Source organism: Aurantimonas sp. C2-5-R2, assembly GCF_036549495.1.
Taxonomy (GTDB): Bacteria; Pseudomonadota; Alphaproteobacteria; order Rhizobiales; family Rhizobiaceae; genus Aurantimonas; species Aurantimonas coralicida_A.
The window spans coordinates 1-15,233 of the sequence record NZ_JAZHLJ010000053.1; the positions used below are offsets into that span (position 1 = coordinate 1).

The window sequence follows — 15,233 nt, forward strand, 5'->3', positions numbered from 1 at the left end:
CCTGCTCCTGCGCCGTCATCTGCTGGCGCTCGCCGTTCTGGCGCCGCTCGGCCTCGGCCTCTTCGCGCCGCGTCACCGCCTCGGCCTCGACCCGCTGCTTTTCCAACGCCGCCTGCTTGAACGCCAACACCGCATTCGCCATCCGGCCAATCTCGTCGCCACGCTCCACATGTGGGACCTCGACGGTATTATCGCCTTCGGCCAGCGTCGTCATAACACCGGTAACGGTGCTGATAGGCCCAGTCACGCTGCGTTTGAGGAAGAAGGCAACCACGCCAACGACCATGCCGGCGATGACGATGCCGAAGAGCGCACCCTTCCACATTTCGGCTTGAACCAAGGCGCCCAGGCGCGAGAGGTCCCACGCCATGGCCACTGTGCCGATGTGTTCGCCACCTGGAGCAATTGGCGCGACGATCAAAAGATGTTGGCCCGACCAGCTCGTGCTGATCTCGCCGGCTTCGACCTTGGACGCCGCGGCGGCGACGGTCGCCGACAGATCGCCGGCACTGTTCAGCGCGTCGTCGGAAAATTGGGTTACGGGCGCCCCTTCCTTGTTCAGGACCAGGACGTCGGACAGTTCGTTGCCGTCTTGCGCCGCCAGATCGGCATAGACCTTGTCGACGACCTCAGCCTTGCCCCATTTCACACCGCCCGCCATCTGATCGGCCATCAGCTGCACGATAGTGACCGTGCTGCCTTCGGCTTCCTGATAGATCGTGCTCTTGAGGTTCTGCACCTGGATGGCGACAAGTGCCGCGATCCCGAGCAGAACCGGCACGGCTGTCGCCAGTGCCGCCTTGAGCCCGATGGAGAGCGTGCGACCGGATGGATGCGATGTGGAATTTGACATGGCTGAGGCTTCCTTACCCGATAGGGCTTACAATCAGAGCATCTCGAGATTGATGCCGGCAGTCGCGGCACCGATCGGCTCGCCGGTCTCAGGATCGGTGATCGTGAAGCTGGCCTGCGACTGCAGCTGCTGGGTCGATTCGTCCTGCTCGATCTCGTCGACGAAGACCGCGTCGGCGCCGGCACTGAAGGTCTTCTGCCATTTGGCTTCGTCGCCCTGCCAGTAATCCGACGTCGGGTCGCTCTGACCGACATTCAGGCCCTTCGCGTCCATGACGAAGAGTTCGGTCAGCGCGCCCTGCTGGTCGTCCTTGACCTTCTTCAGGTAGGTCGACAGTTCGGAAGCAAGGGTTGCGTCGACCAGTGCCCCGCCGCCGGCGTCGACTTCGCCGCGCCACTGCTTGTCCAGCGCGTCGATATCGGCTTGCGCCATCGCCGCGTTCTTTTCGTTCTGCGCCTTGATGGCCGCGATGACGACCGGATCGTTCAGGGCCGCCTTCAGTTTCGCTTCCACCAATTCCTTGATCGGCGCCTCGTGCTGATCGGCAAGCGCGGGTGTCACCAGGCTTGCACCGAAGAGCAGGGCGCCGGCGGCGGCGGTCATCATCATGTTCTTGAGCATTGTTTCCCCTTGATTGTTTTATGTGAAGCATTGCGATCCGGACGTGGCCGAACCGCGAATGGATTGGATGCGCTAGTTTCGGCCGACCCCTTCGCGGCACAAAGCCGACGTCGCTTCCCCGATGACGGGTCACGATTACCGGCGCTTTGCTCCCCCTCGAGCGCCCGACCGAGGCAAACCTTCTGGTAGAAACATGAAGAAATCGTTTTAACTGTCGATGCTTACGCGGACCCTATGTAAGACGGACGGATTTCGTCAGTAATGTGTACCTTCAAGCTCGGCCAGTCGGCTTCGCGGCGCATACTCGACGTCACGTCAGAAACGCATGATCCGGGCCGTTTCGGGGGTTATCTCGCACGCACTACCCGGCGCTCTTTGGCTGGCCAGGACGGTTTGCAGTGGGCAGGAAGCCTTTTGCCTACAGACAAAAACCGCTAGAGCGGGCGGAACGCACCCCCAGAACGAAGGCAGTCCATGACCATCCGCGTCCACAAAGGCGATCTTCCCGACATTTCCCGCTATACCGGCCCCGTCGCCATCGACACCGAAACGCTCGGCCTCGACACGCGCCGCGACCGGCTTTGCGTCGTCCAGCTGTCGCCCGGTGACGGTACGGCCGACATCGTGCAGATCGCCAAGGGCCAGCGCGAGGCGCCAAACCTGACGACGCTGCTCAAGGACGCGTCGAAGACCAAGATCTTCCACTACGCCCGCTTCGACATCGCCGCGCTTTATCACGCGTTTGGAGTGATGACCGACGGCATCTTCTGCACCAAGATCGCCTCGCGGCTGACGCGAACCTATACCGACCGGCACGGGCTGAAGGATCTGGCGCGCGAAATGGCCGGCACCGACCTGTCCAAGCAGCAGCAATCGTCCGACTGGGCCGCCGAGACCTTGTCGCCGGCGCAGATCGAATATGCCGCCTCGGACGTTCTGTATCTCCACGACATCATGGGCGGACTCTATAAGCGGCTCGAGCGCGAGGACCGGATGGATCTGGCCAAGGCCTGCTTCGCCTTCCTTCCGACCCGAGCGAAGCTCGACCTCGCCGGCTGGGACGACGAGGACATTTTCTCGCACTCGGCCTGAGGGCTGTAGGCCTGGCGGACGAGCCAAGGTCGCGCGGAGCTGATTTTGCCATTACGGCGACGAAAAATGTCGCAATGCGGACTGGAACGAGGCGCTTGTGCATCGCACATGCGTCGCATCACCCACGCGCTCGCATGAAAGGCGCCAACCATGATCCGCAGCGAAGTTTTCCAGACCCTCGCCGTTACCGGCATGATCACCCTGGCCCTGGCGGCAACTGTCGTTTTGCTGTCGGTCATCGGCTGAAATTCGAACGGCAGCCGGCCAATAGCCGGCGCCGACTGCATCCATTCAAGGCGCGGCAAGCTTGGGCTTGCGGCGCCTTGATCATTTCCCCGGCAACTCTTCTCAGCCGGCCATAGCCCTGGCCTTGGGCCGTGCCGGCTCGCGCGGCGCGCGGCGGCGCTGGCCCCAGACGATCAGACCCAACAGCGCCAGGGCGGGCAGGAACATCCAATATTTCGTCGGCTGCTCGGTCGGCGTTCTGACCAGCGTGATCTGCTGATCCCAATCGAGGCCGACGGCTTCGGCCGGCGAGCCAAACGCGACATTGTCGATCATCGTCTTGCCGTCGGTCTCGACAAGCTCGAGCCCGGCGTTGGCCAGTCTTTCCTCGCCGCTCGCCCCATTCGGCAAAGGCAGGTCGACCGTGCGCTCGGAGGGAGCGCCGAAGGCATCGAGATAAGCAATCCGCAGGCGCAGCGGTTGACCCTGCGGCGTATTGCCGGCCGCCGCCGCCAATTCGCTCGCCGGTCTGTCGTTGTAGGGCGGCACCGCCATGTCCATCCAGAAGCCCGGCCGGAACAGGGTGAACGCGATCAAAAGCAGCGCGACGCCTTCCCAGATGCGGTTCTTGGTGAGGAACCAGCCCTGCGTCGCCGCGGCGAACAGAAGCATCGCAATCGTCGCAACGATGAAGATGAAAATGCCGTGGAAAACGTCGACATTGATCAGCAACAGATCGGTGTTGAAGATGAACAGGAACGGCAGCGCCGCCGTGCGCAGGGAATAGAAAAAGGCGATCGCGCCGGTCTTGATCGGATCACCGCCGGAAACCGCCGCCGCCGCGAAGGAGGCCAGCCCGACCGGCGGTGTCACGTCGGCCATGATCCCGAAATAGAACACGAAGAGATGCACCGCGATCAACGGCACGATGAGGCCGTTGGCCTCGCCGAGCGTGACGATCACCGGGGCGAGCAGCGCCGAGACGACGATGTAGTTGGCCGTGGTCGGCAGCCCCATGCCGAGGATCAGCGACAGGACCGCGGTGAGCAACAGGATGGCCATCAGATTGCCGCCCGACAGCACTTCGACGACCTCCGCCAGCGCCGAACCCACGCCGGTCTGCGACACGGCGCCGACGATGATGCCGGCGGTCGCCGTCGCGATGCCGATGCCGATCATGTTGCGAGCGCCGGTGATCAGCCCGTCGACCAGATCGATCAGGCCGCGGCCGGCCTCGAGACCGTAATTGCCGGTGCCGCGGAAGAAGGCGGTGATTGGATGCTGGGTCACCAGGATGAAGATCATGAACGTCGCGGCCCAGAACGCCGAAAGCCCCGGCGAGAGGCGGTCGACCATCAGCGCCCAGACAAGAACCACGACCGGCAGGATGAAATGCAGGCCGGATTTGACCGTCGGGCCGGGCAGCGGCAATTCGGTGATCGGCTTGTCCGGGTCGTCGATTTGCGGCGCCGGATATTTCGCGCCGTACCATAAAAGGCCGACATAGACGGCGATGAGCAGCGCGAAGACGATCCAGCCGGCATTCTCGCCGAAGGCTGGGCGGATCCAGCCGATGCCGTAATAGACGGCGAGGGAAATGGCGCACAGCACCAGGATGCCGAACACGACGCCGACCAGCCATTGCAGCCAGGGCTTGGGCACATAGGCGCGCGGCAGGCCCTCCATGCCGGCCTTCAACGCTTCCAGATGAACGATATAGACCAGCGCGATATAGGAGATGACCGCCGGCAGAAAGGCGTGTTTGACCACGTCGAAATAGGGAATGCCGACATATTCGACCATCAGGAACGCGGCGGCGCCCATGACGGGCGGCATGATCTGGCCGTTGACCGAGGAGGCGGTTTCGACCGCGCCGGCCTTCTCGGCCGAGAAGCCGACCCGTTTCATCAGCGGGATGGTGAAGGTGCCGGTGGTCACGACGTTGGCGATCGAGGAGCCGGAGATCAGCCCGGTCATCGCCGAGGAAACGACGGCCGCCTTGGCCGGTCCGCCGCGCATGTGGCCCATCAGAGAGAAGGCGACGTTGATGAAGTAGCTGCCGGCGCCGGCCTTATCGAGCAGCGAGCCGAACAGCACGAACAGGAAGACGAAGGAGGTGGAAACGCCGAGCGCGATGCCGAAGACACCCTCGGTGGTGATCCACTGGTGGTTAATCACCTCGGAGAGCGAATTGCCCTTATGAGCGATGATCGACGGCATGTAGGGGCCGAGGAAGGTGTAGATGAGGAACACCGAGGCCACAACCATCAGGGCGGGCCCGAGCGCCCTGCGGGTGGCTTCCAGGAGCACCATCAGCCCGACCGTGCCGACCATGAAGTCGGTCATGTTCGGCGCGCCGATGCGGCCGGATATCGATTCATAGGCGAAATAGAGATAGGAGGCCGTCGCCGCGCCGGCGATCGCCAGCACCCATTCATGCGGCAGAACGCGCTTGTTGGGCGACGGCAGGATGACCGCGACGATCATGGCGACCGTGATCACCGGGACGTACCAGACCGGCAAGACGCCCGTTGCGCCTTCCAGAAACAGAAAGCCCAGGAGCAACGGCACGCCGATGCCGAGGGCGAGTTGGAAGAGCGATCGTGACGCCGGGAAGGCCAGAAAGGCCAGGAACAGCGCGAAGGAGAGATGGATCGAGCGTGTTTCGGTATTGTTGAAGACGCCGACGCCGACCATGAAGGGCAGCGGCGAGGCGATCCACAGCTGGAACAGCGACCAGACGAGCGCCGTACCCGAGATCAGGTATGCGACAGGCCTTGCCGGACTGCGGCCGCCGGTGTCGGACGAGGCGACGAGGTCATGCAGCGATTCCTGGCGCGATGTCGCCGCTTCGACATCGACGCTGTCGATCTCGCGCCGGCGCTCGTCATCGAGGCTCTCGGAATGACGCGGAGTTTTGGTCATTGCAGGAGCTCGCTTTGCCTGAAGAGGGTCCGGTCGGTACGACGCCCGCGCCGACCCGGTCAGGACCGAAGACAATCGGGGGGTGGTCGCGGGATGGTGAAGCGGCGGGACCGATGCGGGCCCCGCCGCCGATAGGAGGGCTTACAGAAGCCCGGCTTCCTTGAAGTAGCGCTCGGCGCCCGGATGCAGCGGCGCCGACAGACCAGCTTTGGTCATCTCCTCCTTGGTGAGGTTCTCGAAGGCCGGATGCAGCTTCTTGAAGCGGTCGAAATTGTCGAACACCGCCTTGACGACCTGGTAGACGGTCTCCTCGTCGACCTGATCGGAGGAGACCATGGTGGCCCGCACGCCGAAGGTCTGCGTCTCGTCCGGATTGCCCTCGTAAAGACCGCCGGGGATCGTCGCCGCCGAATAATACGGGTTCTCCTCGACCAGCTTGTCGATCTCGGGGCCGGTCATCGGGATGAGCTTGGCCTCGCAGGTCGTCGTCGCCTCCTGGATCGAGCCGTTCGGGTGGCCGACCGTGTAGATGATGGCGTCGACATTGTTGTCGCACAGCGCCTGCGACTGCTCGGCCGCCTTCAGCTCGGAGGCGAGCGAGAAGTCGTCTATCGTCCAGCCTAGGCGGTCCATGACGACTTCCATGGTCGCGCGCTGCCCGGAGCCCGGATTGCCGATATTGACGCGCTTGCCCTTCAGATCGTCGAAGGTCTTGATGCCGGAATCGGCCCGCGCCACCACCGTCATCGGCTCGGGATGGATCGAGAACACCGCCCGCTCGCCCTTGAATGGGTCGCCGTCCCAAGGCGCCTTCCCCTCAAGGGCGTTGTACTGCATATCGGACTGGGCGACGCCCAGCGTCTGGTCGCCGGCCTTGACCGCATTGATGTTGGCGACCGAGCCGCCGGTCGACGGCGCGGTACATTTCAGCCCATGCTCGGCCTGGCCGCGATTGACCAGCTTGCAGATCGACTGGCCGACGACGAAATAGACGCCGGTCTGGCCGCCGGTGCCAATGGTGATGAATTTTTCCTGCGCCGAGGCGGCGCCGGTGGTCATGGTCATGGCCGCGATACCCGCGGCGACCCATCCAAGTGTTTTCATGAGATTTTCCCTTTTTCGTCCACTTCAACCGCAACGTATTGATTTGGCGGGCTTCGGGCCATCGTCAATCTTTTTTATAACGCGGGATAGGGCGTAACGGGCAATTCGCGGTCGCCGCGCGGCATTGCCGCACCCGGTCGCCGCCCTTTCTTGCTGCGAGGGTACGGGTTGAACGCGGGAGATGTCGACATGAAGAGAGCGGGTGCGATCCGGACAATGCTGGCGGTCCTCGCCGCGAGCCTCGCAGCGTCCGCCGCCCGGGCCGCCGGCGAGAACGCGGCCGGCTCCACGCCGCCGATCGTCTTCGTCCATGGCGAGGGCGATTCGGCCGCGTTCTGGATGCCGGTGTTGTGGCGCTTCGAAAGCAACGGCTATCCTGCCGACCGGCTGTTCGCCGCCGATATCGACCATCCATCCGCGCGGACCGACGACACGGTGGCGGAGGAAAACCGCTCCTCGAGCGAGGAGGCCGCCCGTTCGCTTGCGCGGACGGTCGAGCGGGCGCTCACCACGAGCGGCGCCGAAAAGGTCGCGATCGTCGCCCATTCGCGCGGCTGCCAGACGGCGCGCAATTACGTGAAGAATTTCGGCGGCGCCGACAAGGTCGCCGGGATGGTGCTGGCCGGCTGCGTCCATCATGGCGTCTACGCCAATTCCGAGGAGCGCTTGAACTCCGAATACAACGGCGCCGGCCGGTTCCTGACCGCGCTCAACCAGCCGCCGGAGGTGCCCGACAATATCCCGGTGACGGTGATCCGGTCGGACCGCTTCGACCTCTACGCCCAGCCGGACGCCCGGTTCCTCGGCCTGCCCGGCGAGGCAACCGGCGTCTCCTACGACGCACCGGAACTGAAGGGCGCCGACACTGTCGTCCTCGACGGCATCGACCATCGCGAGACGGCAACGTCGCCCGAGGCGTTCATCGCCATCCACAAGGCGCTCACCGGACAGGTTCCGGCGACCCTCGACATCGAGCCGGAGGACTCGCCGACCGTCGCGGGAGAGATTTCCGGTTACGCCAATGGCGCGCCGACCAATCTGCCGCTCGACGGCGCGCGGCTGACCGTCTTCGCGGTCGATTCGGAGACCGGTGAGCGCCAGGGTGAGGCGGTGCTGGAAAAAACCGTCGGCGCGGACGGCCGCTTCGGGCCCTTCCCGGTGCAGCCCGGCCAGCGCTACGAATTCGTCGTCGCGGCCGAGGGCTATCCGGTGACGCGCATCTATCGCTCCGGCTTCCCGCGCTCGACCGACATCGCCAATCTCAGACTCTATCCGGCCGTGGCCGGCGCGATCGCCGGAACGACGCTTCCCGGCGAGGTGGTCAACGTGATGCGGCCGCGCGGCTATTTCGGCATCGACGACAACGCGACGCTGGGCGCCATTCCGATCGCCGGGCGGCCGGAAACCGAGGAAGTGCCCTCGGTCTGGAAGTCCTCGCTGGCCGTCGACGGCGAGGCGCCGGAAACGATCACGGCCGGCTTCAACGGCGAGACCATCGCGGCGCGCACCACGCCCGAGAACCCGGACGACATCGTGTGGGTCGAGTTCAGCAATTGAGGATAATGGTGGAGCCAAGCGGGATCGAACCGCTGACCTCTACAATGCCATTGTAGCGCTCTCCCAGCTGAGCTATGGCCCCACGCCGCCGGCAACCGGCGAACTGTCGGCGAGCCCTGGGTGCGGCCCGCGTCGGTATCGGCGGGTTCTTAATCAAGCCCGCCGCGAAGATCAAGCGAATTTCGACGAGTCGCGGGCGCGGCGCGGACGATCAAACGACCGCGCCGTCTCGCCCGTCGCGATCAGTCGTCGTCGTCGTCCCGGCTGCCGCCGATGATGTCGGCAACGTCGTCGTCGTCGTCATCGTCGTCGTCAGTCGCCAGGAAGGTGTCGTTGTCGTCGCTGTCGTCCTCGTCGTCCGTCGCGTCGACGTCGGGCAGATCGGACTTGCCGGAGGTGGATTCCTCCTCCTCCTCGACGTCGGTGAGAGAGACCGTGTTCTCGGTCCCCTCGACCTCGACCGTCTCCTCCTCTTCCTCATCCTCGACCGCGGCCTTCGGTTTCGGCTTCACCTTCTCCTTCGGCACGGAGCCGCGCGTCGGCTCGACCTCGAAGAAAGAGAGCGGATAGGATTTGCCCGTATAGGGGGAGACGATCGGATCCTTGCCCAGATCGTAGAATTTGCGGCCCGTCTCTGGGTCGGTCCGCTTGGTGCCGAGTTCGGATTTCGCCATCATTGCCTCGTCGTCGATTGGGGTCGGCGCGTCCGCGTCCGCCCAGGTCGCTCTCGGTAGGAAGGGGCCGCGCGATCCGGCCGGTCACCGCCGCGGCCTTGCGGCCGCGAAGAGGTGGCCGGCTGTCTGATTGCCGCAATTCCGCTCCGATGAAAATCGGTTGGTCCCTTACGGCCTCGCCCGGCCCTTGTCAAAGCCCGATTACGGCGACAGAAAGAGCGCGCCGCTGCCAGGCGATCGAAGTCAGGCACGCGAAGCCGGAAAAAGACGGGACCAGAGACATGCATGCAACGGCGACGCCACGGCCGATCAGCGCTCGCAAGACCGGCGGGCTGACCGGCCGAACGACAGTGCCGGGCGACAAGTCGATCTCCCATCGCGCCTTCCTGTTCGGCGGGATCGCCGCCGGCACGACCCGGATCACCGGGCTTCTCGAAGGCGAGGACGTGATCGCCACCGGCAACGCCATGCGGGCGATGGGCGCGCTGATCGCCAAGGAGGGCGATGCCTTTGTGGTCCACGGCGTTGGCAATGGCTGCCTGCTGGAGCCGGAGGGCGTTCTGGATTTCGGCAATGCCGGCACCGGCGCGCGGCTGACCATGGGCCTCGTCGGCACCTACGACTTCGCCACCACCTTCGTCGGCGACGCGTCGCTGTCGAAGCGGCCGATGGGCCGGGTGCTGGATCCGCTGCGGCTGATGGGAACGCAAGTGGTAGCGCGTTCGGGCGACCGGCTGCCGCTGTCGATTCGCGGGTCCCGCGTCGCCGCGCCGATCGAATACCGGGTGCCGATGGCCTCGGCGCAGGTGAAGTCCGCGGTCCTCCTCGCCGGCCTGAACGCGCCGGGAATCACCACGGTGGTCGAACCGGTGATGACCCGCGACCACACTGAAAAGATGCTGCAAGGCTTCGGCGCGACGATCGCGGTCGAGACGGACGCGGCCGGGGTGCGGCATATCCGCCTCGAAGGCCAGGGCCCACTCACGGGCGTTGCCGATTTCGTCGTGCCGGGCGATCCGTCCTCGGCCGGCTTTCCGATCGTCGCGGCGCTGATCGTGCCGGGCTCGGACGTCACCATCGAAAACGTCCTGATGAACCCGACCCGCACCGGCCTGATCGAGACGCTCGTCGACATGGGCGCCGCGATCGAAATCCTGAACCGGCGCGTCGCCGGCGGCGAGGACGTCGCCGACCTTAACGTGCGCCATTCCGAACTGACTGCAATCGAGGTGCCGGAAGCCCGCGCGCCGTCGATGATCGACGAATATCCGGTGCTGGCGATCGCCGCCGCCTTCGCCAAGGGCACGACGGTGATGCGTGGTCTCGACGAATTGCGCGTCAAGGAGAGCGACCGGCTGGCCGCCGTGGCCGCCGGGCTCGCCGCTAATGGCATCGTCCACGAGGAAGGCGCCGACTGGCTGACCGTGACCGGCGATCCCGAGGGGCGCAATTATGGCGGCGGCACTGTCGCCACCCATCTCGACCACCGCATCGCCATGAGCTTTCTGGTTCTCGGCATGGCCTGCGAGAAGTCCGTGACCGTCGATGACGGGCGCATGATCGCCACCAGCTTTCCCGAATTCGAGGCGATGATGACGGGCCTCGGGGCGCAAATCGAGACGCCGGAGGCCTAGCGATGACACGCCGGCTCGACTTTTATTACGATCTCCTGTCGCCCTATGCCCATATCGTTCTGGCGCGGCTGCCCGACCTGCCGGCGGATATCGCGGTGCGGCCGCGCGCAATCCTGTTCGGCGCGGTGCTGGCCCATCATGGCCAGCTCGGACCGGCCGAAATCGAAGCCAAGCGTCTGCATACCTATCGCCAGGCGGTGTTTCTCGGGGCGACGCTGGGCCGTGAGACGGTGTTTCCGCCGCGCCACCCCTTCAACCCGCTGGCCGCGCTGCGCCTCCTGGCAGGCGCCCATGACGGCGCGGGCGCGGATCTGGCAACGGTGCGCGGCGCCTTCGATTTCGTGTTTTCGCAAGGCGAACCCGTCGACACGCCGGACGGCGTAACGGCGCTGGCGGAGCGGCTGGGTCTCGATCCGGCCCTCGCCACGGCGGAAGCCTCGAAGGCCGCGCTGAGGGCGAATACCGAAGACGCCCTCGCCGCCGGCGTCTTCGGCGTTCCGAGCTTCGTGCCTTACGATGCGGACGGGGCGGCGGGACCGGTCTTCTGGGGCGTTGACGCGTTCGATATGCTGCTCGCCTTTCTCGACGAACCGGCAATCTTCGAGCGCCCGCCCTTTGCGGCGCTGAACCATGTCGAGATCGGGGTCCGGCGCGAGAAGGCGAACCGCGCATGATCGCGGCGATCTTCGCCATCGTGTTCTTCTCGCCGGTCGCCTTCATCTACGGCCGCTATCGCGCGCGACATCTTCGGGCACGGTCGGGGACGCTCGGCAGCCGTCTGGCCGCGCTTTTGCCGATGCCCGCCTTCCTGGCCTTCTGCGGCGTGATCGCGGTGATCTATCAGACCCAGAAGGGCACCGCCGAGCGGCTGGCGCTGCGCGGCGAGATCGCGCTGCCGGGGCTTTTCGACACCGGCAATGGCGTCGTCGATTTCGCGCTGCGCCTCGCCCGATGGATCGGCGAACTCGAGCTGATCCTGTTCATGGTCGCCGTCCCGTTTCTGCTCGGCGCCGTCGTCGCCGCGATCCTGCTGGTGCTGGACGCGCGCGGCACCCTCGCTCTCGACCCGCCGGTTCCCGAAATGGAGCCGGACCTGCCGTCCAACACGGATCACGCCCCATGACCGAGCCACTGACGATTGCCATCGACGGACCCGCGGCCGCCGGCAAGGGCACTCTCGCCAAGCGGCTGGCGGAGCATTACGACCTGCCTTATCTCGACACCGGCCTGCTCTACCGCGCCATCGGCAAGCTCGCTGACGATTGCGGCATCGACCTCGACGACGCCGCGGCGGTGGGGCCGATCGCCGAGCGGCTCGATACATCGCATCTCGACGACGGCAGCCTGCGCGGCCGCGAAGCCGGGGAACTCGCCTCGCGCGTCGCCGTGCATCCGCAAGTCCGGTCGGCCCTGACCGCGTTTCAGCGCGATTTCGCGTCGCGGCCGGAAGGCGCGGTGCTCGACGGGCGCGACATCGGCACGGTGATCTGCCCGAACGCGCGAGTGAAGATCTTCGTCACCGCCTCGGCCGAGGTCCGGGCGCGCCGCCGGACAGACGAACTTGCCGCCAAGGGCCGCGACGTCGCCTATGAGCGGATTCTCGCCGAAGTCCGCGAGCGCGACGCGCGCGACGCCGGGCGCAGTGTCGCGCCGTTGAAACCGGCGACCGACGCGCACTTGCTGGATACCAGCGAATTGGATATAGAAACGGCGTTCCGTGCGGCCTGCGCGATCATCGACCGGTCCCTGGCCTGACGGAACGGAGTGTAGGGGCGGCCGTTCGTAAGAAGGCACGCCCTTTTCGGCTATCGGCCAACGGCTTGTCCTCCGCCTGATTTTTTCGGCACCGGATATCTCCACGGCCCGCCATGCTTCGATCAATCCTGCCCGGCCGCGGTCTTGCGCGCCGAACGGCGCGGTGCCGCAACGGCGAAACCGCTCCGGGCCTCTCCCCTTTTCGGGATGGGCCGGACCGCGACATCGGGCGAAACGCAATGTCTGACCCGGGGCCTTCGCCCCACGGCGCGCCGCTTTCCCACGGATAGTGGGAAAGTTCCCAAGGAGTAGGAATGTCTAACTTAAACCCGTCCCGCGAAGATTTCGCCTCGCTGCTCGAAGCCTCGTTCCATGAACAGGACGTCGCCGAAGGCGCCGTGGTCAAGGGCACCGTCGTCGCGATCGAAAAGGACATGGCCGTCATCGATGCCGGCCTGAAGGTCGAGGGCCGCGTCGCCCTCAAGGAATTCGGCGTCAAGGGCAAGGAGAGCGATCTCAAGGTCGGCGACGTCGTCGAGATCTATGTCGAGCGCATCGAGAACGCGCTGGGCGAAGCCGTCTTGTCGCGCGACAAGGCGCGCCGCGAGGAAAGCTGGGTCAAGCTCGAGAAGCAGTTCGAAGCCGGCGAAAAGGTCGAAGGCCAGATCTTCAACCAGGTCAAGGGCGGCTTCACCGTCGACCTCGACGGCGCCGTTGCCTTCCTGCCGCGCTCCCAGGTCGACATCCGGCCGATCCGCGACGTCACGCCGCTGATGAACACGCCGCAGCCCTTCCAGATCCTCAAGATGGACAAGCGCCGCGGCAACATCGTCGTCTCGCGCCGCACCGTCCTCGAAGAGAGCCGGGCGGAGCAGCGCTCCGAGATCGTCCAGAACCTCGAAGAGGGTCAGACCGTCGACGGCATCGTCAAGAACATCACCGACTACGGCGCCTTCGTCGACCTCGGTGGCATCGACGGCCTGTTGCATGTGACCGACATGGCCTGGCGCCGCGTCAACCATCCGACCGAGATCCTGCAGATCGGCCAGACGGTGAAGGTCCAGATCATCCGGATCAACCAGGAGACGCACCGCATCTCGCTGGGCATGAAGCAGCTCGAGGCCGATCCTTGGGACGGCATCGGCGTCAAGTATCCGATGGGCGTCAAGGTCACCGGCCGCGTGACGAACATCACCGACTACGGCGCGTTCGTCGAGCTGGAGCCGGGCATCGAGGGGCTCATCCACGTCTCCGAGATGTCCTGGACGAAGAAGAACGTCCATCCGGGCAAGATCCTCTCCACCTCGGAAGAGGTCGAGGTCGTGGTTCTCGAGGTCGACCCGAACAAGCGTCGCATCTCGCTCGGTCTCAAGCAGACGCTCTCCAATCCTTGGGAGTCGTTCCGCGACCAGTTCCCGATCGGCACGATCGTCGAGGGCGAGGTCAAGAACAAGACCGAGTTCGGCCTGTTCATCGGGCTCGACGGCGATGTCGACGGCATGGTCCACCTCTCCGACCTCGACTGGAATCGTCCGGGCGAGCAGGTGATCGAGGAGTTCAACAAGGGCGACATGGTCAAGGCGCAGGTGCTCGACGTCGATATCGACAAGGAGCGCATCTCGCTGGGCATGAAGCAGGTTGGCGGCGATCCGTTCGTCGAGGCGGCGGAAGCCGGCGACGTGCGCCGCGGCGCCGTGGTCACCTGCGAGGTCACCGAGGTGAAGGACGGCGGTCTGGAAGTGAAGATCGTCGATACCGATCTCACCTCCTTCATCCGCCGGTCGGATATCGCCCGCGATCGCGACGAGCAGCGCCCCGAGCGTTACTCAGTCGGCCAGAAGATCGACGCCCGCGTCACGCAGTTCGACAAGAAGGCCCGCCGCGTCGGCGTGTCGATCAAGGCGCTGCAGATCGCCGAAGAAAAGGAAGCCGTCGCGCAGTTCGGTTCGACCGACTCGGGCGCTTCGCTCGGCGACATTCTCGGCGCGGCCCTGAAGGGACGCGGCGACGAGGAATAGGCCGCACGGCCGTTACAGTCCGCGCATTCGGGCGCGGACCATTCCACGTGAGTCAGAAAAGCCCGCGACGAGCGATCGTCGCGGGCTTTTTTCATGGGTTAATCGCTGCACCAGCAGCCGAGCGAGCGGGCTGTTGTCCCGATCCCGGCGACCTTCACCCTGCGGTATCGAGGCTCTCAACCACCACATTGTCGTTGGTGTAGATGCAGATCTCGGCGGCGATCTTCATCGCCCGGCGGGCGATCTCCTCGGCGTCGTAATCGGTCTCGGCCAGCGCCCGCGCGGCGGCCAGCGCGTAATTGCCGCCCGAGCCGATGGCGATGACGCCATGCTCAGGCTCCAGCACGTCGCCATTGCCGGTGAGCGTCAGCGTGACGTGTTTGTCTGCGACGATCATCATCGCCTCGAGACGCCTCAGATAGCGGTCGGTGCGCCAGTCCTTAGCGAGCTCGACGCAGGCGCGCATCAGCTGATCGGGATATTGCTCGAGCTTGGCTTCCAGCCGCTCCAGCAGCGTGAAGGCGTCGGCCGTGGCACCGGCGAAACCGGCGATGACAGCGCCCTCCTTGCCGATGCGGCGGACTTTCTTGGCGTTGCCCTTCATCACGGTGTTGCCGAGCGACACCTGGCCGTCGCCGGCGATCACCACCTTGCCGCCCTTGCGGACAGTGACGATGGTGGTGCCGTACATCTGCGCCGGATCGTGGTTCTGAATGCTCATAGTCGCGTCCTTTTCATCCGCGTCCCATGTGGACCCGGCAAAAGGGATTGCCAA

13 protein-coding genes and 1 tRNA gene are annotated in these 15,233 nt (G+C 65.2%); 7 read left to right on the forward strand and 7 right to left on the reverse strand.

Annotation, left to right across the window (positions count from 1 at the left end; genetic code table 11):
* Positions 1-853 (reverse strand): HAMP domain-containing protein (locus VQ044_RS18025; protein WP_331827735.1); only part of this gene is annotated, 853 nt, incomplete at its 3' end.
* Positions 854-886: 33 nt separating this feature from the next.
* Positions 887-1,474, reverse strand: coding sequence for a hypothetical protein (locus VQ044_RS18030; RefSeq protein ID WP_327625964.1), 588 nt, complete (start codon positions 1,472-1,474; stop codon positions 887-889).
* A 474-nt stretch (positions 1,475-1,948) separates the two neighbouring features.
* Between VQ044_RS18030 and VQ044_RS18035 the strand changes: the two genes are divergently transcribed.
* Positions 1,949-2,566, forward strand: coding sequence for a ribonuclease D (locus VQ044_RS18035; protein WP_327625965.1), 618 nt, complete (start codon positions 1,949-1,951; stop codon positions 2,564-2,566).
* A gap of 348 nt (positions 2,567-2,914) precedes the next feature.
* Here the strand turns inward: VQ044_RS18035 and VQ044_RS18040 are convergent, their stop codons facing one another.
* Both VQ044_RS18040 and VQ044_RS18045 read right to left on the reverse strand, forming a co-directional pair.
* Positions 2,915-5,716, reverse strand: a complete 2,802-nt coding sequence (locus VQ044_RS18040) for a TRAP transporter permease (protein ID WP_327648600.1) — start codon at positions 5,714-5,716, stop codon at positions 2,915-2,917.
* A 141-nt stretch (positions 5,717-5,857) separates the two neighbouring features.
* Positions 5,858-6,820, reverse strand: a complete 963-nt coding sequence (locus VQ044_RS18045) for a TAXI family TRAP transporter solute-binding subunit (protein WP_327648601.1) — start codon at positions 6,818-6,820, stop codon at positions 5,858-5,860.
* Positions 6,821-7,009: 189 nt separating this feature from the next.
* Between VQ044_RS18045 and VQ044_RS18050 the strand changes: the two genes are divergently transcribed.
* The gene (locus VQ044_RS18050; protein WP_327648602.1) at positions 7,010-8,377 is read left to right on the forward strand and encodes an alpha/beta fold hydrolase; all 1,368 of its coding nucleotides are present in this window, start codon (positions 7,010-7,012) and stop codon (positions 8,375-8,377) included.
* 6 nt (positions 8,378-8,383) lie between these two features.
* On the opposite strand, the gene VQ044_RS18055 is transcribed toward VQ044_RS18050, so the two are convergent.
* Together VQ044_RS18055 and VQ044_RS18060 are read right to left on the reverse strand one after the other, a co-directional pair.
* Positions 8,384-8,459 (reverse strand) — tRNA-Ala (locus VQ044_RS18055).
* A gap of 160 nt (positions 8,460-8,619) precedes the next feature.
* On the reverse strand, positions 8,620-9,051 hold the full coding sequence (locus tag VQ044_RS18060; protein WP_327625975.1) for a TIGR02300 family protein: 432 nt from the start codon (positions 9,049-9,051) through the stop codon (positions 8,620-8,622).
* Between the two features lie 281 nt (positions 9,052-9,332).
* Between VQ044_RS18060 and aroA the strand changes: the two genes are divergently transcribed.
* From aroA to rpsA, 5 genes are all read left to right on the forward strand, one after another.
* Complete coding sequence (aroA, locus tag VQ044_RS18065) at positions 9,333-10,685, forward strand: 3-phosphoshikimate 1-carboxyvinyltransferase (RefSeq protein ID WP_327648603.1); 1,353 nt, start codon at positions 9,333-9,335, stop codon at positions 10,683-10,685.
* Positions 10,686-10,687: 2 nt separating this feature from the next.
* Positions 10,688-11,359 carry a 2-hydroxychromene-2-carboxylate isomerase gene (locus VQ044_RS18070; protein ID WP_327648604.1) on the forward strand — a complete coding sequence of 224 codons (672 nt, stop codon included), beginning with the start codon at positions 10,688-10,690 and terminating at the stop codon, positions 11,357-11,359.
* Positions 11,356-11,808, forward strand: coding sequence for a hypothetical protein (locus tag VQ044_RS18075; RefSeq protein WP_327648606.1), 453 nt, complete (start codon positions 11,356-11,358; stop codon positions 11,806-11,808). The genes VQ044_RS18070 and VQ044_RS18075 overlap by 4 nt, the downstream gene beginning before the upstream one ends.
* Complete coding sequence (gene cmk / locus VQ044_RS18080; RefSeq protein WP_327648607.1) at positions 11,805-12,440, forward strand: (d)CMP kinase; 636 nt, start codon at positions 11,805-11,807, stop codon at positions 12,438-12,440. Before VQ044_RS18075 ends, cmk begins: the two co-directional genes overlap by 4 nt.
* Before the next feature lie 314 nt (positions 12,441-12,754).
* Positions 12,755-14,458 (forward strand): 30S ribosomal protein S1, encoded by a 1,704-nt coding sequence (gene rpsA / locus VQ044_RS18085; protein WP_327648609.1) that lies wholly within the window; start codon positions 12,755-12,757, stop codon positions 14,456-14,458.
* A gap of 154 nt (positions 14,459-14,612) precedes the next feature.
* Here rpsA and hslV read toward each other — a convergent pair whose 3' ends face one another.
* Entirely contained in the window at positions 14,613-15,179 is a 567-nt protein-coding gene (hslV, locus tag VQ044_RS18090) for an ATP-dependent protease subunit HslV (protein ID WP_327648610.1), read from the reverse strand.
* Positions 15,180-15,233: the final 54 nt, after the last annotated feature.